The organism is Marinitoga okinawensis, from assembly GCF_055387075.1.
In genome coordinates, this window is record NZ_AP042422.1 from 1,198,689 (window position 1) to 1,220,278 (window position 21,590).

Here is a 21,590-nt window from a genome sequence, read left to right on the forward strand (position 1 = left end):
TTATATATTAAATAAAAAATTTTTATACCATAATGCACTGTCTTTTAAATATCTTTTTTGAGTATTATAATCAACATATACTAAGCCAAACCTTTTTGAATAACCATATGCCCATTCAAAATTATCCATTAATGACCATATAAAATATCCTCTCAAATCCACTCCATCTTTTATTGCATCTAATGCTGATTTAAAATGATCTTTTATATAATTTATTCTATAATTATCGTGAACTTGTCCATTTTCTAGTTTATCTGGACCGGCCATTCCATTTTCCGTTATATATAATGGGAGATTATATTTATTATTAAATTCTATTAGCTTATCGTATAATCCTTTTGGATATATTTCCCATCCCATTTCGGTTTTTGGTAATGGACCTTCTACATGTTTAAATTTTAAAGATTGATTTTCATCATAGGCTATTACTTGCCGTGAATAATAATTTACTCCAAAAAAGTCTATTTTTTGTGAAATAATATCAAAATCATTTTCTGGTATATCTAATTTCATATTTTTTAATGATATTACTGCTTCTTTAGGATATTTACCATATATTATTGGATCATGATACCATCCATTTATATATTGATCTACTAATTTGGCAGCTTGCACATCCTTTTCATCATTTGATAACGGTTCTACCTTCGTTACTACATTTGTTATTCCTATTTCCCCATCTTTTACTATATCTCTAAATGCAATAACTGCTTTCCCATGAGATCTTAATAGATTATGAGCTACATAAAATGATTCTTGGAAATTCCTATGACCAGGTGCATGTTCTCCTACAAAATACCCTAAAAATGCAGAACACCAAGGTTCATTTAAAGTTATCCAATGTTTTACTCTATCTCCTAATTTGTTAAACATTAATGCTGCATAATCTTGAAAATAATTTGCTATATCTGGATTTAACCATCCATTTTTTTCTTTGTATAAATATAATGGCAAATCCCAATGATATAATGTAATAAAAGGTGTAATATTATTTTCTAATAATTTATCAACAAGTTTTTGATAGAAATCAATACCTTTTTCATCTGGCTTTATTCCATCAGTCATAACTCTTGGCCATGAAATAGAAAATCTATATGCATCAACTCCTATATTTTTCATTATTTCAACATCTTCTTCATATCTATTATAATGATCACATGCCACATCACCATTATCCCCATTCTTTGTTTTTCCTGGTGTATGAGAAAACTCATCCCAAATTGATGGACTTTTATCTTCTATTCCACCTTCTATCTGATATGATGCTGTTGCTGTTCCAAATATAAATCCTTTTGGAAAATCTGTCCTTTTCATTCTATTGCCTCACCTTCACAACATGATTTTTTTCAAATTCAATATATATATCATCATAATTTTTGTTAGTTAAATAAAAATTTTTTATTTCATCTTCTACAGTTTCTGGTAAAAATTGTTCATTTGGATTCCATTTTTTATTTATTTCGGGAACAGAATTTAATAACATTTTTGTGTATGGATGAATAGGATTATTATATACATCATATGTATCTCCTTGTTCAACAATTTCACCCTTATACATTATCAAAGATCTATCGCTTAAATAATATCCTAATGATAAATCATGTGTGATAAAAATAATAGACATTCCAGTTTTTTCTCTTATATCTGATAATAAGTTTAAGACATCAATTCTTGTAGAAGCATCTAACATACTTATTAGTTCATCTGCAACTAGTATTTTTGTATTCATTAACAAAGCTCTAGCTATTAACAATCTTTGTAATTGTCCGCCACTCAATTGGTGAGGATATTTACCTAATATATTAACAGGATTCATACCAACTTGGTTAATAACCTTTTCTATCTTTTCTTTTCTATTCTTTTCATCAGGATAAAATGTTTCAAAAATCATATTAAATACTCTATCCACTTTAAATAAAGTATTAAAAGAAGAAAATGGATCTTGAAATATAGCTTGCACATTTCTATAATATTCCTTTGTATTTTTTAAATCCCATATATTTTTATTTAAAAACAAAATTTCACCATATGTTGGCTTTAATAATCTCAATATCATTTTTCCTACAGTTGTTTTTCCACTTCCACTCTCACCAATTAAAGATAAAATTTCACCTTTTTTTATATTAAAAGATACATTATTTACAGCTTTAAATTTATTTTTACCGAAAAAATCAGTCCCAAACTCTTTTGTTACATTTTTTAATTTCATATATATTTCACTCATTGTTTTCACCTACATTCCAACAAGCAACCTGATGTCCATCTTCATATGTTTTTATTGGTGGATTTTTTAAACACTTTTCATTAGCTAATGGACATCTAAATCTAAATCTGCATCCTTCTTCAATATTCAACAAATTAGGTGGTGTCCCTTTTATACTAGACAATTTTTTTTCTTTTATTCTTATATCACTTCTTGGTATAGCCTTTATCAATGCTTTTGTATAAGGGTGTTTAGGATTATTTAATATCGTATCTGTTTTTCCAATTTCAGCTATTCTTCCAGCATACATAATCATAATTCTATCCGCTATTTGATTAAGAACTGCCACATCATGAGTAATAAATATCATAGATTTAACTATTTTCATATCTCTAAATTTAACTAACATATTACATACAAATCTTTGTGAACTAACATCTAACGCTGAAGTTACTTCATCAGCTATCAGCAAATCCGGATCTAATAAAGTCGAAATAACCATTATAACTCTTTGTTTCATACCTCCAGATAATTCAACAGAATATCTATCTATTACATCTGGATTTAAATTTACTAATTTCATTCTTTCTTTTACTTTTTCGAAAAATTCTTCGTTTGGAACAATACCATGCTCTTTAACAAGATCTGAGATAAATATTTTTATTCTTTTTGTCGGACTAAATGCATCCATTGCATATTGAGGTATAATAGATATATTTTTAAATCTTATATTTTTCATTTCTTTTTTTGATAAACTCATTATATTTATTCCATTTAAATTAGCTTCTCCAGATATATAATTCATAGGTGGTTTTAATAATATTAAACTGTTTCCCAAGGTACTTTTACCACATCCTGATTCTCCAGCTATTCCTAAAATTTCCCCTTGATTTATATGAAAAGTAACGTCATCTATTGCTTTTACATATCCTTTTAAAGTTTTATAATACACTTTTAAATTTTTTACGTCTAAAACTTTATTCATTAATATCACATCTCCCGTAATTTTGGATTGAATACTTCATCTAAACCCGTATTAATAAAATATAAGGAGGTTACTAATAATGTTATAACTAATCCAGGAATAATAGCCCACCACCACATTCCAAGTTGGATAGCATTCCAATCTCTAGCAACTTGCATAATTAAACCTAAGGATATTCCTTTCGTTGGACCTAATCCTATAAAATCTAAAGTTACTGCTGATAATATAGCTCCTCCAAATTGAAGAATATAAACCATAAATATATATGAAAACATATTAGAAGCAATATCTTGTAATATTATTTTTCTAGTTGGTAATGCAGAAATTCTTGATAAATTTACAAAATCCTTATTTTTAATTGACATTGTTAAAGATCTTACAGCTCTTGCAGTCCATGGCCAATTGGTTAATCCTATAATGATACTCTCAAATACCATACCTCTAAATGATAAATATGCAGATATTATAATTAAAACTGCTAATGTAGGAATAACAAGCATAATATTTGTGATCATCATTAATGATTCATCTACCCATTTACCTTTGTATCCTGATAAAAAACCTACAAATAATCCTATTATTGTTGCAAGTGTTCCACCAAAAAAACCTACAAAATATGAACTACGCAATCCATATACTAATTGTGTAAAAAGATCATGACCAAAAATATTTGTTCCCAACCAAAATTCTTTATTTGGTGGCATATATCCAGGACCAGCATATTCCAACGGATCATATTTTGCAATATATGGACCAATCAATCCTAACAAAAGAAAAAATGTAAATATTATCATTCCTATAATAACTTTTTTATTTTTTAATGCAAAATATAAATTTTCATATTTTTTTAAATTGAATTTCATTTTAAACCTCCTCGACATACGAGTATCTTATTCGTGGATCTATAAATACATATATTACATCAACTATAAAATTACCAGCTAAAACCATTATTACAATAACTAAAAAAATTCCCTGAATCAAAAAATAATCTTGATTTTGTATTGCTTGCAATAATAAAAAACCCAAACCTGGATATGAAAAAACACTTTGTGTTGTTAAAGATCCTAATATTATAGTTCCTAACTGTAATGCTAAACCTGTTACTTGTGGCAAAATCGCATTTCTAAAAGCATATCTTCTTATTAACTTATCTGATGCACCTAATGCTTCCATATATTTTGAATAATTTGAACCCATTTCATATATAATCATATTTCTCATACCTATAGCCCAACCACCCATCATTACCAAAAACAATGATATGAATGGTAAAGCTAAATGATATAAAAAATCTAAAATAAATTCTAAAGTAAATGATGGTGTCATTGTATAACTATATGCTCCAGACAATGGAAAAATTGGAATCATAAAACCTAGAAACCAAGCCATTAACATAGCCATCCAAAAATATGGAGAAGAAGTTAAGAAAAAGAAAATAGGGATAATAGAATTATCTGTTTTTTTATTTATTGCTGCTAAAGCTCCTAATTTATTTCCAGCGAACCAACTTAATATTATTGCCGGAACTAATAAGACTATATCGTATAAGATAGAGCCTTTTATAATACTCACTACGCTTTTTGGATATAAAAACACACTAACTCCTAGATCTCCTTTAAATAAAGAAATCCAAAAATTAATATATTGTTTCCATAATGGTTGATCTAATCCAAATGCTTTAGTAAAATATGTATTTAATTTTTCTGTAGCTTCTGGAAGCCCTGAAAATCTTGATAATAATAATGAAACAGGATTCCCTGGCATAAAACGAGGAATAGCCCAATCAATAGAAACTGCAACGAAAAATGTTATTATATATATTAATATTTTTTTTCTTAGATATTTTCCCATTATAATCCTCCTGTTTATTTATATGCTCCAACCCTTTCGAGTTGGAGCGGTTTATTATTTAAATATTATTTTGCAGGTTTTAAATTTAACAACATTATGTTTCCACCAACTTGCCATCTTCCACCCCATAGTGATGGCCATGCTACAGGATTCTCTTCACTTGGATAATTTGTCCAATACTTTTCACTTGCTTGGAACCACATTCCGTTATACCAAAGAGGAATAACAGGCATTTCTTCTAAGAATATTTTTTCAATTTTTGATGCAATCTCTTTACCTTTCTCTTCATCTCTTGTTTTATTAAATTCATTTATTAAATCAAATAATTCTTGATTAACGTATCTTCCCCAGTTTCCACCATATTCTTTCTCATTATTAACTTGATTTGATTCAAATAGCCAGTTAAAATATGTCCAAGGTGTTGACGAAACATTACTATTGAAATTATTAATCAGCATATCGAAAGTTGCAGAATTCATGTCTTCCATATATTTTCCAAAATCTGGGAATTTTGGTTCAGCTTTAATTCCGATTTTCTCGAAATCAGCTGAGATATTTTTAATTGATTCCATCCAGTCTGTCCAACCAAAAGGAACAATTATAGTTAAATCTATTTTTTTACCATCAGGTGTTTCTCTATAACCGTCATTATCAATATCTTTATACCCTGCTTCATCTAAAATTTTATTTGCCATTGCTGGACTATAATTAAAACCATATTCTTTAACAACATTTTCATCATAATATTTCATCCAAGAATCTATAGGTAAAAATCCTAAAGGATTTGCTTCCTTAACTTGATATTCATAAACCCTTCTAATTGTAGGAGCAACATTTATTGCATAAGCTAAAGCTCTTCTGAATTTAGGATCATCCATAGGTTTTTTTCTTGTATTTAAGAATAATAATGCTGTATTATCCGATAACATGTAAGGAGCTTTTTTAAACCATGTTTTTATTCCATATATATTTTTAACTGATGGAATTCCTGGTAAGAAGAAATTACTTACATCTAATTCGCCTTTCATCAACATCCCCAATGCTACATTATTTGAGAATATTTTTAATTCAACCAAATATTTTGGAGCAGGGAGACCAAAAACATCTTTTCCCCACCAATCATCATTTCTTTTAAAAATCATTCTGTCATCTGTTTTATCATATGCTAAATACATACCAGAACCTACAGGATTTTCATTAGCTAATGTGACAACTTCGTCTATAGGATAATTTTTCCAAATATGTTTAGGGATTATGGAAATTTGATATAATTGATAATTCCATTCATGATATCGTGGATCTGAAAATTCAAAAACAAGTTCTGTATCACTTAATTTTTTTATATTTGTCATCCAGTTCCAAATAGAAGAATATGTAATTCCTGTATTCTTCTTAGCAATCTCAAAAGTGTAAATAACATCATCAACATTTAATACTTCGCCATCTGTCCATTTTAAATTACTTCTTAACTTTAAATAATAATGATTATCATCTTGCCAATACCCTTTTTCAGCTAACCACGGAATAAATTCATTTGTTAATGGATCATATGCAAACAATGTTTCATAAATACCACCAACTGTACCAGGAACAGCTGCCCAAGGAGTTAATGGATTCCAGTTAGAAGGAGCACTCCATAATCCCCCACCAAAAAAGAATGTTTCATCTCGTTTCAATGTTTCAGAAAAAGTTGTTACGGCTAATACAATTAACACAAACACGATAAAAAAACTTTTCCAAAATGACTTCATAATTAACCCTCCTTATATTTTTATACAAAAAGATTCTATCATGAAATTTGTTTCATGAAAAAATGCTGCTTAGTTTCACATTTTGTTTTACACCTTTTTATTTATTTATATAGATAAAAATCTTTAATATTCGCACATTCTTAACAATACATTAACTAATATTTTTTTATTGCATAGTAAAACATAAAAATATAAGTAATTATATTTTTGAAATCACCATTATATTATTGACAAAAAAAGAAAAAAATGCTATAATAGGTAAAAATAAAAAAATGACCGATGGTCAAAGGAGATATTATGTCAAGACATAATTACAATGAAGAAAAGATTATAGCAAAAAAAAAATATATTATGGAAATTGCAAAAGAAATTTTTTTCAAAAAAGGGTACGAAAATACTTCTATGAATGAGATTGCCAAACAAGCAAAAATGGCAAAAGGTACTATATATCTATACTTTTCTAGTAAAAAAGATTTATTTTTTTCATTGGTATATGAAGGATTAGAAATTTTAGAAAAAATGATTAAAAATAATATAAAGTCTGGTGAAAAAGGATTGGATAAGATATTAAATATGGGAAGAGCTTATATTCAATTTTATAGAGAATACCCTGATTATTATAGTTTCGTTATAAAATATGAATCAGAAAAGGCAGATTTAGATACAAATGAGCCGTTAGTTTTAAATTCATATGAAAAAAGTGAAGAAATTTATGATATATTAAAATTATTAATTTTAAAAGGAATAGATGATGGTTCTATAAGGGAAGATATTGATATTAACAAAACTTCAATGTTATTATGGTTGCAAACAATTGGTGTTGTTCAACAATATGAATTAAGAAAAAAATTATATGAAAATTGGGACGAAAAATTTCCATCTTCATCTATTTTAGATTTTTATATTGATTTCATGGAAAAAAGTTTAAAAAAATAATTTATAAACATTTTTATTTTATCTTTAAATGACCACTGGTCATTTAATAAAGAGAGGTGAGTTTTATATTTAAAAAATTGAAAATAGGAAATATTGAAACAAAATATCCTATTGTTCAAGGTGGAATGGCTGTTGGAATTTCATTGGATGGTTTAGCTTCTGCAGTGGCAAATGCTGGTGGAATAGGAGTCATTGGTACAGCTGGAATAGGTTTTTTCTCTAATGTAAAAAATTATAGGAAGGCGAATATAGAAAGTCTAAAAAATTATATTAGAAAGGCTAAAGAAAAAACTAAAGGTATTATAGGTGTGAATATTATGGTAGCATTAACTGATTATGCTGAGATGGTTAAAACTGCTATTGATGAAGGCATAGATATTATTTTTTCTGGTGCAGGCCTTCCTTTATCTTTACCATCTTTTTTGAAAAAAGATAGCAAAACAAAGTTAGTACCTATAGTCTCATCTTTAAAAGCTGCTCAAATTATAGTAAAAAGATGGATGTCTAAGTTTAATTATCTTCCCGATGCTTTTGTATTAGAAGGGCCTTTAGCTGGTGGACATTTGGGATATAAAAAAGATGAATTATTTTCAGAAAATAATAAATTAGAAAAAAATATCCCTATATTAAAAGAATACTTGTTAAATGTTGAAAAAAATTATGGAAAAAAAATACCTCTTATAGCTGGTGGAGGATTGTATTCAAAAGAAGATGTAGAAAAGGTGTTGTCACTAGGAGCCGATGCTGTTCAAATGGGAACTCGATTTATTGCAACAGAAGAATGTGATGCAGATATAAAATTCAAAGAGGCAATTATAAATGCTAATGATAAAGATATTACAATAATAAAAAGTCCTGTTGGATTACCAGGAAGAGCGTTAAAAAATTCATTTATTGAATCTGTTGAAAAGGGAGAAAAGAAACCATATGAATGTAGATATCATTGTATAAAAACATGTGATTTTAAAACAGCTCCATACTGCATTGCAAAAGCACTGTACAACGCAGCAATAGGAAATATTGAAGAAGGATTTGTTTTTACTGGTGGAGCTGTTTCAAAAATTAGCAAAATTCAAAAAGTTGAAGATATCATAAAAGAATTATTTGAAAGCTAAGGAGGAGATAAAATGGACAAAAAAGAGTTATTTGAAAAAGTAAAAGAAATTATGGTTGAAAGTTTAAGTGTTGAAGAAGAAAAAATTACAGAAAATGCAAGTTTAACAGATGATTTGGAATTAGACTCATTAGAATTAGTAGATTTAACAATGGATTTTGAAAATGAATTAGGAATTTCTATTGATGATTCAGAATTAGAAAAAATAAAAACAGTTGGAGATATTGTAGAAATATTAGCAAGTAAATAACCTTCACCAACCCTCTTTTTGGAATTGAAACAGGGAGAATATACATATTCTCCCTGTTTTTTCATAATACTATATATTATATTTATCAAAAAATTCTTCTTCGGTTAATATTGGGATACCATATTTTTTGGCCTTTTCAAGTTTACTTCCAGCGTTTTTTCCGACAACTAGTAAATTTAGTTTTTTAGTTACATTATCTTTGAAAATTCCACCATTGGTTTCAATAATTTCTTTTAACTTACTTCTTGGCATTCTTTCCAATTCTCCAGTTGCACATATAGTCATTCCATTAAAGATTCCATTTGATGAGTTTGCATTTTCTATTTCAAGCTTTACTCCATATTTTTTTAATTCATCTATAATTTCTCTAACTCTATCATTTCTAAAAAAGTCATATATTTGCTGAGCAATATCATCACCTATACCTTCAATAGAAATTAATTCATCATATTCAGCATTCATCAGATTATCAATAGATTTAAATTTTTTAGCAAGATCTTTCGCTATTTTTTTTCCTACATTTGGTATTCCTAATCCATATAATACCTTCTCAAGTCCTCTTTGTTTTGAATCTTCTATTTGTTGAAGTATTTTGCTAATCATTTTAGGTCCAACTCCATGACCTAACGTTGCTAATTTAAAATGATCTAATTTATATAAATCTGATACTTTTTCTACTAATTTTGCCTCAACAATTCTGTTTATAAGTTTAGGACCAAGGCCTTGAATATTCATAGCATCTCTTGAAACCCACACTTCCAAATTTCTTTTAAGTTTTGCTTTACATAATGGATTTAAACATCTTATAGCAACTTCAGAAGGATTTAATTTTCCTACTTCTCCACCACAAACAGGACATTTTTCTGGTTCTTTAACTGGTACTTCATTACCATTTCTTTTTTCTATAACAACATTAACAACTTGAGGTATTATTCCTCCAGCTTTTTCTATTTTAACATAATCATTAATCCTAATATCTCTTTCTTTAATATATTCAAAATTATGTAAACTTGCTCTTTGAACTGTAGTTCCTTCTAAAAATACCGGTTCAAAAATTGCTACTGGTGTTATAATTCCTGTACTACCAACCTGAAAAATAACATTTTTTACCTTAGTTATTGCTTGTTCAGCAGGAAATTTAAAAGCAATAGCCCATCTTGGAGATCGTGCCGTACTACCTAAAATCGCTTGTTCTTCAAAAGAATTAACTTTTATTACTGTACCATCAATATCATAATCTAAATTCTTTTTATTTTCTGTCCAATATTTCCAATATTCTATTACTTCATTAATATTTCTCGCAAGTTTTGAATGTTCATTGGTTTTAAATCCTAAATCTTTTAAATATATTAAAGCTTCATATTGAGTTTTTAAATTATAATTTTCTGGGGTTAAAATATAATAAATAAAAGAATCAAGATGCCTTTTTGCAACTTCTGATGTGTCAAGAGATTTTATCGTTCCAGCAGTAGCATTTCTTGGATTAGCAAAAACTGTTAATCCTTCTTCTTCTCTTTGTTCATTTATTCTTAGAAATTCTTTTTTAGGCATGAAAATTTCTCCACGCACTTCAATATCGATTTCTTCTTTTAATTTCAACGGAATACTGCGAATTGTTTTAACATTCTCCGTAACATCATCGCCAGTTATTCCATTTCCTCTTGTAATAGCTTGGGATAATATTCCTTTTTCATATCTTAAAGAAATGGATATACCATCTATTTTTAATTCACAGCTATAATCAACATTTTCTTTATTTAAAAGCTTTTTAACTCTCTCGTGAAATTCATGAATATCTTGCTCATTGTAGGTATTATCTAAACTTAACATAGGAACTGTATGTTGTACAGTTTTAAATTCTGAAATAACGTATCCACCAACTCTATAACTTGGTGAATCAGGCGTTTTTAATTCTGGATATTTTTTTTCTAATTTTATAAATTTATTAAATAATTTATCATAATCAGTGTCCGAAATTAGTGGATTATTTAACACATAATAATGGTAATTATATTTTTCAATTAAATTTTTTAATTCATTATATTCTTTTTTTATATTTTCTGGTATCATATAAACCTCCATTAATTATCTTCAATTAAATTTATATTACTTATATTATCTATATGTATAAGTTGTTTTTCTAACTCTGAAATAGATTTATTAGAATAATTTTTAAAGGTAAAATACAATATCCCATTATCTTTTTGAGAAAAATCTATATTCTTTAATATTAAAGAATCATCGTTTTCTATAAAAGAAATTATTTTATCAATATTTTTATTATTATTTAATACTATTTCCAAAGAAATTTCATCATTTGAATGTTTAGAAAATTTATTTATGTATAATATCAACAGGGTAACTATTAAAGAAATAAGTCCAATATAATATTTGCCAGCTCCAAATGTCATCCCTATAGAAGCAGATACCCATAATGTCGCAGCTGTTGTTAAACCTTTTACTTTATTTCCATTTTTTAATATCGTCCCTGCACCTAAAAAACCTATGCCAGAAACTATTTGAGCTGCTATTCTTCCTGGATCACCTGCTTTATTTATAGGATCATAAAAAGCTATTAAGGATAATATAGTCAAAACACATGCACCTAAAGAGAGTAAAGCATGTGTCCTTATTCCAGCAGGTCTATTTATTTTTTCTCTATTATAACCTATAGCTACTCCAGCAAGCGACGATAATAATATTCTCAATATTATTTCATTATATGACATAAAAGACAACTCCTTTAATCTTCTAAAACCACTAAGGATACAGCATAATTTCTTTCATGAGAAATAGAAAGATGCACTTTATAATTTCCAAATTTTTCTTTTAAATACAGTATAGTTTCCTCATCAAAATAAGGTTTCCCTTTTTCATCATTCAATATAGTTATTTCTTTATACGGAATAAAAGTTCCAAAAGCTTTTATTAAGGATTCTTTCACAGAAAATCTTCCTGCAATAAATTCTTTTTTTCTATTTTCACCAGAAAATTTTTCAAATAATTCCAATTCTTTTTTACTTAAAACTTTTCTCTCTATACCTAATGTAATTCTATTAATTTCAATAATGTCAATGCCAATTCCTTTTATCATTCAAATTCCATCCTTATAATATCACCATTATTTATTTTTTCATTAAAACTAAAAATTTCTTTTTCGTTTATAAATATTCTATATTTTGTGAAATTTGAAATATCAAAGTCAATATGTAAGAATAAGTCTAGTAATTTAATATCTTTTTCTACTTTTTCTACTTTTATATGCATATCATCATATATTTTATTATTTACATCCATTCTTCCATTTTTATCTTTTACAATTATTTCTTCAGTTGGAATTTTAATTTTATTTTCATTTAAAGTAACAACAATAAATTTTTCTGGCTCAATATCTATAAAGTCTTTAACGGTTGGTATATTTATTACTTTTGTATATAATTTATCTCCATCGTTTATTTCATCAAAATCATTCAAAATTTCATCGTTTCTTAATAGAACTTTTCCCATAGGAATTTCATAATAAGAATTATTAATTGAAAATTTTATTATTTTTTTATCAATAGATAGATTTTTAGCAAAAGGATTTTTTAAATCAATTTTATCTCCATCATTTATTTCACTATCAATATTTACTTCTTTGCCATTTTTAAAAATTCTAGGATAAACTTCTTTAATTTCTCCATCTATATAAATTTTATATGGTTTTATTATATCCCTGAGGAAAATTCTTTTAATTTTTCCATTTTCTGGTTTTCCTATTTCTATAACATCTCCTGGTTTTATAGGTGTTTTTAAATCTGCTAATAAACCGTTGATTTTTATGGGGGCTTCTTTTCCTTTTTCACCAGGAATAAATTTTAATTCACCATTTAATTCATAAGAAATTGCTGGAGCTGGTTTTCCAACTATATCATTAATAGAGAAACCTGCTTGTAACAAAACTTGTATAACTGATATATTACCACCAACTAACATCATATTGATAGGTTTATTATTAACTATAACTCGAGCAAAAACATTTCCTTCATTCTTATGTGCTACATATGCAATACCTACTGGTGTAATAAATTCACTGCCTTCTATATTAACTTCATTTTCAAACTTTACATAATCTATATTTTTAATATCTTTTAAAGTTATTCTATTTCTTGGTAAATTCAATTTTAATGATAGTTTATCAATAAAATTAGGTACCTTTCCACCACCACCAACAACCATTACAGCAATAGGAGGTTTTCCGTTTAATTCGAGTATTTTTTCAGAAATTTTACTTGTAATTTCCTCAATAACAGGATCTACAATTTCTAAAATCTCGTTTTTAGAAATTTCATGTTCAAAATCAAGAATATCCTTATATTTTAATGTTTCATCATTTTTATTATTCAATTCTCTCTTTAAATATTCAGCAGTTTTAAAATCAACTAATAGTTCCTTAGAAATAGCTTCTGAAATTTCATCACCAGCCATTGGTACCATTCCATAACCAATAATAGTACCATCCTTAGATATTGCTATATCACTTGTCCCCGCTCCAACATCAACCATAGCTATATTTAATGTTCTTAAATCTTCTGGAACTATAAGATTCATTGCAGCTATAGGTTCAAGTGTAATATGTATGGGTTCTAAGCCATTTAATTCTAAAACTGCTAACATTGCATCAACAACATTTTTGGGTAAAAAAGCTGCAATAACTTTTACTTTAGCGATTTCCCCTTTTTGCCCTTCTAACTTCTTTATCCATTCACCATCTAATTCATTATATAAAACAGAATAACCTACACAGTAAAAGTTTTTCTCAATTTCCAAATTTTCTACGGCATTCTTTACAGCTTCTAATTCTAAGTTTTTTACAATGTTATAATCTAAATATTTGTATTCAGATATATTTTTTTCATACTCACCAACAGTAGTTACTAAAAACCTACCAGCTAATGCTACTGCTACATTATCCAATTTATCATTGCTTTCTTTTAGCTGCCTAATTACCTTCTCTACACCTTTTGAAACTTTAGTTACATCATGAATTTGCCCATCGAGCATAGCTCTATTTTCATGTTCTTTAATAGCGTAATCTTTTATAATTATTTCTGAATTTTCTGTCATTTCAGAAATAATCCCCACAATAAATCTTGTTCCAATATCAAGTGCAAACATTTTCACACCTCCACGAAGGTTACACCTGAACCCCCCTCTTTATCATTTCCCAATCTAAATGATTTTATTCTTTTATTATTTCTTAAAAAAGCCCATATTCCTAAAGCTAATTTACCTGTTCCTTTACCATGGATAATATAACCACCATCTAAATTAGATGCTAATAAATCAGATATAAACTTTTCAACTTCTGGTATAGCCTCTTCTACAGTCATCCCTCTAATATCTACTTCATTTTTAATGCTTCTTAAAACTGGAACTTTATTGCTTATTTTATTATCTTTTTCAATAGTATCTTTTTTTATTTTTATATCATTTAATGAAACAGTCAATTCAAATGGTTTATTTATAAATTTTACTAATATTTTATTACCATTTACTTTAACAACTTTAGCTTTTTCGCCAGAAATATTTACTATATCTCCTGGTTTAATATCAACCTTTTCAGATTTATTTTTTTTCACTTTAATATTTTCAATTTCTTTCTTTTTCTTTTCAACTTTTTTATTTAATTCCCGTACCTTATCTATATTTTTTTCGTGTTTTAAAATACTAATATATTCATCTATTTCCTTTTTTAAATCTTTCAAATATTCTTTATACTTTTTTATTTCTTTATCAATTTTATCTAATTCCTTTTTTTTCAATAAATCCAATTTATCTTCAAATTGTTTTTTTAAAGATATAACTTCTTGATGTTTTAATTTATGCTCTTCACGTTCTTTTTCAAGATCTTCATAAATTTGTGTCAAATTTTTGATAATTTTTTCATCAAATACTTGTTCTTTACTAAGAAAATTATTAGCTTTTAATAAAACATCATTTGGAAGACCCATTTTTTCCGCTATATCAATTGCATGGGAAGCTCCTGGAACACCGACTAATAATCTATATGTTGGCGAAAGATTTCCCTTATCAAATCCCATAGAAGCCGATAATAAATTTTCATTTTCAATAGAAAAAGTTTTAACAGCAGATAAATGAGATGTAATAAAAAATCGGGATTTTAATTCTATTAATTTTTCGATAATAGACAAAGCTAATGCTGATCCTTCAATTGGATCTGTACCAGTTCCAAGCTCATCAATTAAAATTAAAGATTTTTCATCAGCATTATCTAATATATTTTTAATATTTTTAAGATGCGCTGAAAATGTGCTTAAAGTTTGCTCTATACTTTGTTCATCACCTATGTCACTATATACTTTTTCAAAATATGGAATTTTCGCATTATAAGCCGGTACTGGATAAACTGAATGTGAAAAAACAACACTTAATCCAATAGATTTTAAGACAACCGTTTTTCCTCCTGTATTAGGACCTGTTATAATCATTCCTAATATGCGTTCAGGCACTTTGATGTTAGTTGGTACAATTTTTTCTTGAGGTATAAGCGGATGTTTTACACTGTCTAAAAGAATAGATTTATTTTTCTTATCTGGTATCGTAAATATAAAATTATTTTTTTTAGCATATCTAATTTTAGTTGATGTCCCGTCTATAAATTCGATATATTTTATAGTTTTTTTTATCTTATATAAATTTCTGGTAGTTTCCAAATATATTTTACCTAAAATTCTTGAAATTTCAGCCTTTTCAATTGCAATTAAATCTGATAATTCAGAATTTAATTTTCCTATTTCATAAGGTTCTATATAAACTGAAACTCCTGCATCTGAATAAGCAACAATAGTTCCTGATATTTTATTTTTATGCTCTGTTCTAACTACAATACAATATCTATTATTTTTTATTGTTGGCTGATCCAAACTTATATATTTATGATATTTTGATATAATTCTTCTTAAAGAAGAATACAATGTTTTTTTTAATGTCTCAATTTTTCTTCTTGTAACTCTTAGATTATCACTAGCAGAATCTTTTATATTACCATCTTTATCTATAGATTTTTCAATTAATTTAACTAAATCTTCTGTATCAGGGATAGAATATAATATATTTTTTATTTCATTAAAATCAGAAATATAACTTTTATTTTCCTTTAATAAATTTAATGATTGACTGAGAAAATCAGAAATTTTTTTATATTCTATTGGTGATAAATAAATACTATTATCAAGTTTGTTTATCTCTTCATAAATATTTGGAATACTTCTTAAATCAAATTCACCATATTTTATTATAAAAGTATGAAATTCATTTAGAATTTCATACTCTTTTTTTAGAACATCATAATCATCAATATACTTAAAATTATTAAATATATAGTTTTTACCATATTCTGTAAATGAATATTTAGATATTATATTTAATATTTTCTCTATTTCTAAATCTTTATATGTTTTTTGATTCATTAAATTAAAAAAGCACCTCCATACCTAATGAAACTGGTATATAATTTATAGTAACCATTTTATTATCAGTAGTAAAATACCTTGATTCATATCCTCCAAAGAATAAAAAATTAAAGGACGCGATTTTATAAGACAATCCTAAATTCAAAGAAATAACTGTTGATAATGATTGAAACTGATCTTCAGTGTGAATTCCACCTAAAGCTAATACATTGAACTTTGAATTAAATAAAAATTCCGTATTATACATAGTAGCTAATCCTAACTCATATCCTGTGCTTTCAATTATGGAATTTAAATCTTTTAATTGCGTTTGATCAATATTATCGTATATTGTATATCCAAAATAAGGTCCAAAAAGCATTTCCGGAGAGTCTTCTGCAGGATACATTATAGCAACTTTAAATGATGTATAATCATATTTTTTAAATGTTTCATCCCAATTATTAATATCCAAAGAAGTTGATGAATTAGTTATACCATAATTCCCTAAAGCAATTAAATCAAACGAAAAATTAATAGATGCTATAAGTATTAATAGTGACATAATTAAAAAAAGTTGCTTTTTCATCATTGTCTCTCCTTTCATAAGTTAACATTTTTAGCTGTTATTAAAAGTTCTTTTAACAAATTCTCTTTCATTACATATTCATCTAAAAGATCTTTTCTATTTCCCTGAGGAACGAAATCATCATCAATTCCAAATGTTTGAATAGTACATTTAATATTGTTTTTTAATATATATGATTTTATTTCCTCATTAAAACCGCCTTTAATGGCATTTTCTTCTATAGTAAAAATATTTGTATTATCTTTAACAAAAATATTTAATATATGATCATCAATAGGCTTTACACTTCTTACACCAATTATTGTTGCATTTAATTTATTCCATAATTCTTTATACTCTTCTATTAATTGACCAACAACAAAAATTATATTTTTTTCATTATTTCTGGTAATTATCTTCCATGAATTATCTACAATTTTTAAATTAGATAATAATTCATCTATATTTATTAACTCTCCACCTCTTGGAAATCTAATAAATGTAGGATGAGATATATCTTTTTTAATTGAAGTAAACAACATATTTGCTAAGTCTTGAGCATTAATAGGAGTCAAAATTTCTACATTTGGGATTAATCTTAAATAGGAAACATCAAAAACCCCATGATGTGTAGGTCCATCTTCTCCAACTATTCCTGCTCTATCTAATAAGAATAATACAGGTATTTTTTGTAAAGCAATATCATGAATTATCGAATCAAATGCTCTTTGCATAAAGGTCGAATATATATCAACTATAGAAAAAGTGCCCGCTAATCTTACAGCTCCTGCAGCAGTAACTATTGAAGGTTCTGTTATTCCAAGATCTATAACTTTATCTGGATATTTTTTCTTTAAAATATTCAATCCAGTTCCTTCTTCCATTGCAGCTGTAAAAGTAAGAAATTCTTCTGTTTTTGCCATATTAGCTAATGTATATCCTACTACTTTGCTATACGAAACATTTTCAGTTTTTTTATTACTAACCCCATGAAATTTAGTAGGATTATCCTCAGCAAAGTCCATACCTTTTCCTTTAATTGTTTTTAAATGCAAAATACATGGACTATCTTTATAATTTTTTATAAATTCTAAATATTTTTCTATTTCTTCAATATTATGACCATCAACAGGTCCATAATATTTTATACCCATGTCCTCAAATATTCCCGAAGCATTATTATAAACAGTATGTTTTACACCATCTTTTAATTTTTTCAAAACTGTTTCAATATCCTGTCCTACTTCAGTACTTTCTAAAGAATCTTTTAATTTTTCTTTTAAATTAAAATAATCATTAGATATTCTAACTTTATTTAACAATTTTGCTATAGCACCAACATTCGGAGAAATTGACATCTCATTATTTAACAATATTATTTTTATTTTAGAATTCACGGATTTTAATTGATTTAAAGATTCTAAAACCATCCCACTAGTCATAGCCCCGTCACCGACAATTGCTATGATATTTTTTTCAATTCCTTGTGTTCTTAAACCAAGTTCATATCCTAAAGCTGCAGCTATAGAAGTTCCTGCATGCCCAGCACCAAAATAATCATATTTGCTTTCAAATATATTTGTAAAACCACTAATCCCATTTTTTTGTCTTATTGTTTTAAAATCATTCCATCTACCAGTTAATAATTTGTGATTATAAGCTTGATGACTGGTGTCCCATATTATGATATCTTTTTCAGGATCAAAAATTCTATATAATGCCAGAGTCAATTCAACAGTACCTAAATTCGAAGATAAATGTCCTGTATTCTTTATTACTGTTTCATAAATATATTCACGCATTTTTTTAGCGAATTCATTTAATTGTTCATAATCCATTTTTCGAATTGCATGATATAATGGTTTTTCTATCATTAAATTCACCTCATAGTCTTTTGAATTCTTCCTTAGCGAGTCTATCTAAAACCCCATTGATAAACTTAGCACTATTTTCATTTGAATATTTCTTAGCTAATTCTACTGATTCATCTAAAATAACCTTAGGAGGTATATCAAGTCTATTTCCCAATTCAAAAATAGCTAATCTTAAAATTGATTTTTCTATATTTGCAATTCTATCAAAATCCCAATTCAACAAGTATTTTTTAATCAAGTCATCATAATTTTTTTTATTTTCTAAAATATTTTTTATATATATTTCTGCTTCCTCGATAAGGTTATGAGGGACCTGTTTTTTATTCAATAGGTCCCTCAATAAAAGTATAATTTCTTCATATGATATATTTTCATTGAAATCTAGTTGGAAAATGGATTCTATAACTGCTTCTCTAACTTTTCTTCTTTTTGAAATCAATTTTCAACACTCCCATTGTTTTCTTCATCATTAACTTCTGTAATTTCTTCTTCTTTCATTTCTTCAAGTTCTGGTTCTTCCTCTTTCTCTAATTCTTCTATTGACTCTTCGGAATTAGAAACAATTAATCCATCTAAAACAATATCAACATTTCTAACTGGTACTTCAGTCATTTTTTCAACTTCAGATTTTAAAAATTCTTGTAAATCTTTTGCAAATTTAATAATACTTGTTCCATATTTTGCTTTGGTTTTTACGTAAACAGAAATAGTTCCATCATCATTTTCAACTATTTTTATCATTCGAGATACATCTTTTTCATTTATTTCTGTTTCAGGAACATTTTCTTTAAAAAATAATTGGTATGATTTCATGGCCAATTCTTTTAAAGCTGTATCTGTAAATGTCAGTTCTCCATATTGGTTATTCTCATTTATGGCCATTATCTCCCTCCTTTCAGGCTCTTTCAATATATTCCCCTGTTCTAGTATCAACTTTTACTTTTTGACCTACTTCAATAAAGAATGGCACAGTAACTTTAAGGCCTGTTTCTAATACAGCAGGTTTTCCGCCACCAGAAGCAGTATCTCCTTTGAAATTAGGTTCTGTTTCTACAACTTCTAATACTACTACTGTAGGTAACACTATACCAACAGGTTTTTCATCGTAAAATGTAAGAGTTACTTCTAAATTATCTATTAAAAAGTCTTTTGCATCAGAAACATCTTCTTCAGAGAGCAAATATTGTTCATATGTATTTAAATCCATAAAAACATAATTATCTCCATCATGGTATAAATACTCTGCAGGTCTGTAGTCCAAAGCTGCTTCTTCTACTTTTTCGCCAGAATTAAAGTTTTTATCTACTACATATCCTGTTTTTATATTCTTTAATTTAGTTTTTATAATACCGCTACCTCTACCAGTAAAGTGTTTTTGCATACCCAATACTCTATATAATTCACCATCCACAATAATAATCATACCTTTTTTTAAATCACCAACAACTACCATACATCATTCCTCCTATATTTAGTATTATAAAATTATGAGATTTTTATCAAACGATGTAAGAACTTCATGTCCTTCCTCTGTGATTAATATGTCATCTTCTATTCTAACCCCTAATTCTCCAGGCAAATAAATTCCCGGTTCTATTGTTATTATATCACCTGGTTTTGAAATCACATCAGAAACCTTCGAAACTCTTGGTGACTCATGAACTTCTAAACCAACTCCATGCCCCAAACTATGATTAAAGAATTCTCCATATCCATTTTCTGAAATTATATCCCTAGCTATTTTATCTAAGTCAGAATATTTCATCCCCGGCTTTGCTGATTCTATAGCTGTCATTTGTGCCTTTAATACTAAATTATAAACTTCTTTTTGTTTTTCACTAATTTTACCTACAGCAATTGTCCTAGTAATATCAGAGTTATAACCATTAGCGTATGCACCAAAATCAATAACTACTAATTCTCCTTCTTTTATTGGTTTATCAGAGGCTATACCATGAGGAAGAGCACCCCTTGGGCCAGATGCCACAATAGTTTCAAATGCATAAGTATCCGCACCAAAAATTTTCATATTATACTCAAGTTTGGCAGCAAACTCTTTTTCTGTCATTCCTATCTTAAATGTATCAAGTGTTTCTTGTAAAGCTTTTTCCGCAATTATAGCAGCTTCTTTAATAAAGTTTACTTCATCTTCTGACTTTGTTCTTCGCATTTCTAATAATAAATCTTCAGCGGGAACAAATTCAAAATCTTCAAATTTCTTAAAAATCTTTAAATATATATTAGAAGACACTGTATTAGATTCAAATCCTATTTTTGAACCTTTATTAAACTTTAATAATTTTCTTAATTCATCGGATAATTTATCTTTAAACACCAAAGGTGTTGTTTTTGCTTGTTTCTCAGACTGTTCTATATATCTTCCATCAGTCATGAATTTCACATCATCATGAGTTACTAATATTATAGAAAAAGAACCAGTAAATCCAGTCAAATAATAAGAAGATGGCTTCGATGAACCTTCAATATTAATGATTAAAAAAGCATCTAAATTTTTTTCAATCATTTTCTTTCTTAAAAGACTAATTCTGTTGTCAAACATAAAAAAATCCCCTTTCATCTAATTGTATTTATAACATTATA

The 21,590-nt window shown here is 27.1% G+C and carries 20 protein-coding genes; 3 read left to right on the forward strand and 17 right to left on the reverse strand.

The features are described 5' to 3' along the window. The 6 genes from ACZ5CK_RS05940 to ACZ5CK_RS05965 form a co-directional block, all read right to left on the reverse strand. Positions 1–1,314: a GH1 family beta-glucosidase gene (locus ACZ5CK_RS05940; RefSeq protein ID WP_464580918.1), complete on the reverse strand. Its 1,314-nt coding sequence runs from the start codon at positions 1,312–1,314 to the stop codon at positions 1–3. A gap of 1 nt (position 1,315) precedes the next feature. Further along, positions 1,316–2,224: an ABC transporter ATP-binding protein gene (locus tag ACZ5CK_RS05945; protein ID WP_464580919.1), complete on the reverse strand. Its 909-nt coding sequence runs from the start codon at positions 2,222–2,224 to the stop codon at positions 1,316–1,318. Further along, positions 2,217–3,188, reverse strand: a complete 972-nt coding sequence (locus ACZ5CK_RS05950; RefSeq protein ID WP_464580920.1) for an ABC transporter ATP-binding protein — start codon at positions 3,186–3,188, stop codon at positions 2,217–2,219. Before ACZ5CK_RS05950 ends, ACZ5CK_RS05945 begins: the two co-directional genes overlap by 8 nt. 5 nt (positions 3,189–3,193) lie before the next feature. Next, positions 3,194–4,051, reverse strand: a complete 858-nt coding sequence (locus ACZ5CK_RS05955; RefSeq protein ID WP_464580921.1) for an ABC transporter permease — start codon at positions 4,049–4,051, stop codon at positions 3,194–3,196. Position 4,052: 1 nt separating this feature from the next. Further along, positions 4,053–5,042: an ABC transporter permease gene (locus tag ACZ5CK_RS05960; protein WP_464580922.1), complete on the reverse strand. Its 990-nt coding sequence runs from the start codon at positions 5,040–5,042 to the stop codon at positions 4,053–4,055. 65 nt (positions 5,043–5,107) lie between these two features. Next, on the reverse strand, positions 5,108–6,793 hold the full coding sequence (locus ACZ5CK_RS05965) for an ABC transporter substrate-binding protein (protein ID WP_464580923.1): 1,686 nt from the start codon (positions 6,791–6,793) through the stop codon (positions 5,108–5,110). Positions 6,794–7,090: 297 nt separating this feature from the next. On the opposite strand from ACZ5CK_RS05965, the gene ACZ5CK_RS05970 reads away from it, so the two are divergent. The 3 genes from ACZ5CK_RS05970 (at position 7,091) to ACZ5CK_RS05980 (ending at position 9,093) form a co-directional block, all read left to right on the forward strand. Then, positions 7,091–7,729: a TetR/AcrR family transcriptional regulator gene (locus ACZ5CK_RS05970; protein WP_464580924.1), complete on the forward strand. Its 639-nt coding sequence runs from the start codon at positions 7,091–7,093 to the stop codon at positions 7,727–7,729. Positions 7,730–7,794: 65 nt separating this feature from the next. Next, positions 7,795–8,844: an NAD(P)H-dependent flavin oxidoreductase gene (locus ACZ5CK_RS05975; protein ID WP_464582964.1), complete on the forward strand. Its 1,050-nt coding sequence runs from the start codon at positions 7,795–7,797 to the stop codon at positions 8,842–8,844. A gap of 12 nt (positions 8,845–8,856) precedes the next feature. Then, entirely contained in the window at positions 8,857–9,093 is a 237-nt protein-coding gene (locus tag ACZ5CK_RS05980; protein ID WP_464580925.1) for an acyl carrier protein, read from the forward strand. 69 nt (positions 9,094–9,162) lie between these two features. On the opposite strand, the gene ligA is transcribed toward ACZ5CK_RS05980, so the two are convergent. The 11 genes from ligA to ACZ5CK_RS06035 are packed head-to-tail and all read right to left on the reverse strand — an operon-like array spanning position 9,163 to position 21,549. Next, a complete protein-coding gene (gene ligA, locus ACZ5CK_RS05985) occupies positions 9,163–11,163 on the reverse strand; it encodes an NAD-dependent DNA ligase LigA (RefSeq protein WP_464580926.1) in 2,001 nt (666 codons plus the stop codon). Between the two features lie 11 nt (positions 11,164–11,174). Further along, positions 11,175–11,822, reverse strand: a complete 648-nt coding sequence (locus ACZ5CK_RS05990; RefSeq protein WP_464580927.1) for an MgtC/SapB family protein — start codon at positions 11,820–11,822, stop codon at positions 11,175–11,177. 14 nt (positions 11,823–11,836) lie between these two features. Beyond that, the gene (gene acpS, locus ACZ5CK_RS05995; protein WP_464580928.1) at positions 11,837–12,187 is read right to left on the reverse strand and encodes a holo-ACP synthase; all 351 of its coding nucleotides are present in this window, start codon (positions 12,185–12,187) and stop codon (positions 11,837–11,839) included. Next, on the reverse strand, positions 12,184–14,250 hold the full coding sequence (locus ACZ5CK_RS06000) for a cell division FtsA domain-containing protein (RefSeq protein ID WP_464580929.1): 2,067 nt from the start codon (positions 14,248–14,250) through the stop codon (positions 12,184–12,186). The genes acpS and ACZ5CK_RS06000 overlap by 4 nt, the downstream gene beginning before the upstream one ends. 2 nt (positions 14,251–14,252) lie before the next feature. Continuing rightward, on the reverse strand, positions 14,253–16,565 hold the full coding sequence (locus ACZ5CK_RS06005) for an endonuclease MutS2 (RefSeq protein ID WP_464580930.1): 2,313 nt from the start codon (positions 16,563–16,565) through the stop codon (positions 14,253–14,255). A gap of 4 nt (positions 16,566–16,569) precedes the next feature. Next, positions 16,570–17,136, reverse strand: a complete 567-nt coding sequence (locus ACZ5CK_RS06010; RefSeq protein WP_464580931.1) for a hypothetical protein — start codon at positions 17,134–17,136, stop codon at positions 16,570–16,572. A 14-nt stretch (positions 17,137–17,150) separates the two neighbouring features. After that, positions 17,151–18,989, reverse strand: a complete 1,839-nt coding sequence (dxs, locus tag ACZ5CK_RS06015) for a 1-deoxy-D-xylulose-5-phosphate synthase (protein WP_464580932.1) — start codon at positions 18,987–18,989, stop codon at positions 17,151–17,153. Positions 18,990–18,999: 10 nt separating this feature from the next. Beyond that, on the reverse strand, positions 19,000–19,428 hold the full coding sequence (nusB, locus tag ACZ5CK_RS06020) for a transcription antitermination factor NusB (protein WP_464580933.1): 429 nt from the start codon (positions 19,426–19,428) through the stop codon (positions 19,000–19,002). Further along, a complete protein-coding gene (locus ACZ5CK_RS06025; RefSeq protein WP_464580934.1) occupies positions 19,425–19,871 on the reverse strand; it encodes an Asp23/Gls24 family envelope stress response protein in 447 nt (148 codons plus the stop codon). The genes nusB and ACZ5CK_RS06025 overlap by 4 nt, the downstream gene beginning before the upstream one ends. Positions 19,872–19,884: 13 nt before the next feature. Continuing rightward, complete coding sequence (gene efp / locus ACZ5CK_RS06030; protein ID WP_464580935.1) at positions 19,885–20,442, reverse strand: elongation factor P; 558 nt, start codon at positions 20,440–20,442, stop codon at positions 19,885–19,887. Positions 20,443–20,466: 24 nt separating this feature from the next. Next, positions 20,467–21,549 (reverse strand): M24 family metallopeptidase, encoded by a 1,083-nt coding sequence (locus ACZ5CK_RS06035; protein ID WP_464580936.1) that lies wholly within the window; start codon positions 21,547–21,549, stop codon positions 20,467–20,469. Positions 21,550–21,590: the final 41 nt, after the last annotated feature.

Excerpts from the sequence above, each read along its gene's own strand:
- ACZ5CK_RS05940 (WP_464580918.1), bottom strand. The coding sequence starts at position 1,314 with ATGAAAAGGACAGATTTTCCAAAAGGATTTATATTTGGAACAGCAACA.
- ACZ5CK_RS05945 (WP_464580919.1), bottom strand. The coding sequence starts at position 2,224 with ATGAGTGAAATATATATGAAATTAAAAAATGTAACAAAAGAGTTTGGG.
- ACZ5CK_RS05950 (WP_464580920.1), bottom strand. The coding sequence starts at position 3,188 with ATGAATAAAGTTTTAGACGTAAAAAATTTAAAAGTGTATTATAAAACT.
- ACZ5CK_RS05955 (WP_464580921.1), bottom strand. The coding sequence starts at position 4,051 with ATGAAATTCAATTTAAAAAAATATGAAAATTTATATTTTGCATTAAAA.
- ACZ5CK_RS05960 (WP_464580922.1), bottom strand. The coding sequence starts at position 5,042 with ATGGGAAAATATCTAAGAAAAAAAATATTAATATATATAATAACATTT.
- ACZ5CK_RS05965 (WP_464580923.1), bottom strand. The coding sequence starts at position 6,793 with ATGAAGTCATTTTGGAAAAGTTTTTTTATCGTGTTTGTGTTAATTGTA.
- ACZ5CK_RS05970 (WP_464580924.1), top strand. The coding sequence starts at position 7,091 with ATGTCAAGACATAATTACAATGAAGAAAAGATTATAGCAAAAAAAAAA.
- ACZ5CK_RS05980 (WP_464580925.1), top strand. The coding sequence starts at position 8,857 with ATGGACAAAAAAGAGTTATTTGAAAAAGTAAAAGAAATTATGGTTGAA.
- ligA (WP_464580926.1), bottom strand. The coding sequence starts at position 11,163 with ATGATACCAGAAAATATAAAAAAAGAATATAATGAATTAAAAAATTTA.
- ACZ5CK_RS05990 (WP_464580927.1), bottom strand. The coding sequence starts at position 11,822 with ATGTCATATAATGAAATAATATTGAGAATATTATTATCGTCGCTTGCT.
- acpS (WP_464580928.1), bottom strand. The coding sequence starts at position 12,187 with ATGATAAAAGGAATTGGCATTGACATTATTGAAATTAATAGAATTACA.
- ACZ5CK_RS06000 (WP_464580929.1), bottom strand. The coding sequence starts at position 14,250 with ATGTTTGCACTTGATATTGGAACAAGATTTATTGTGGGGATTATTTCT.
- ACZ5CK_RS06005 (WP_464580930.1), bottom strand. The coding sequence starts at position 16,565 with ATGAATCAAAAAACATATAAAGATTTAGAAATAGAGAAAATATTAAAT.
- ACZ5CK_RS06010 (WP_464580931.1), bottom strand. The coding sequence starts at position 17,136 with ATGAAAAAGCAACTTTTTTTAATTATGTCACTATTAATACTTATAGCA.
- dxs (WP_464580932.1), bottom strand. The coding sequence starts at position 18,989 with ATGATAGAAAAACCATTATATCATGCAATTCGAAAAATGGATTATGAA.
- ACZ5CK_RS06025 (WP_464580934.1), bottom strand. The coding sequence starts at position 19,871 with ATGGCCATAAATGAGAATAACCAATATGGAGAACTGACATTTACAGAT.
- efp (WP_464580935.1), bottom strand. The coding sequence starts at position 20,442 with ATGGTAGTTGTTGGTGATTTAAAAAAAGGTATGATTATTATTGTGGAT.
- ACZ5CK_RS06035 (WP_464580936.1), bottom strand. The coding sequence starts at position 21,549 with ATGTTTGACAACAGAATTAGTCTTTTAAGAAAGAAAATGATTGAAAAA.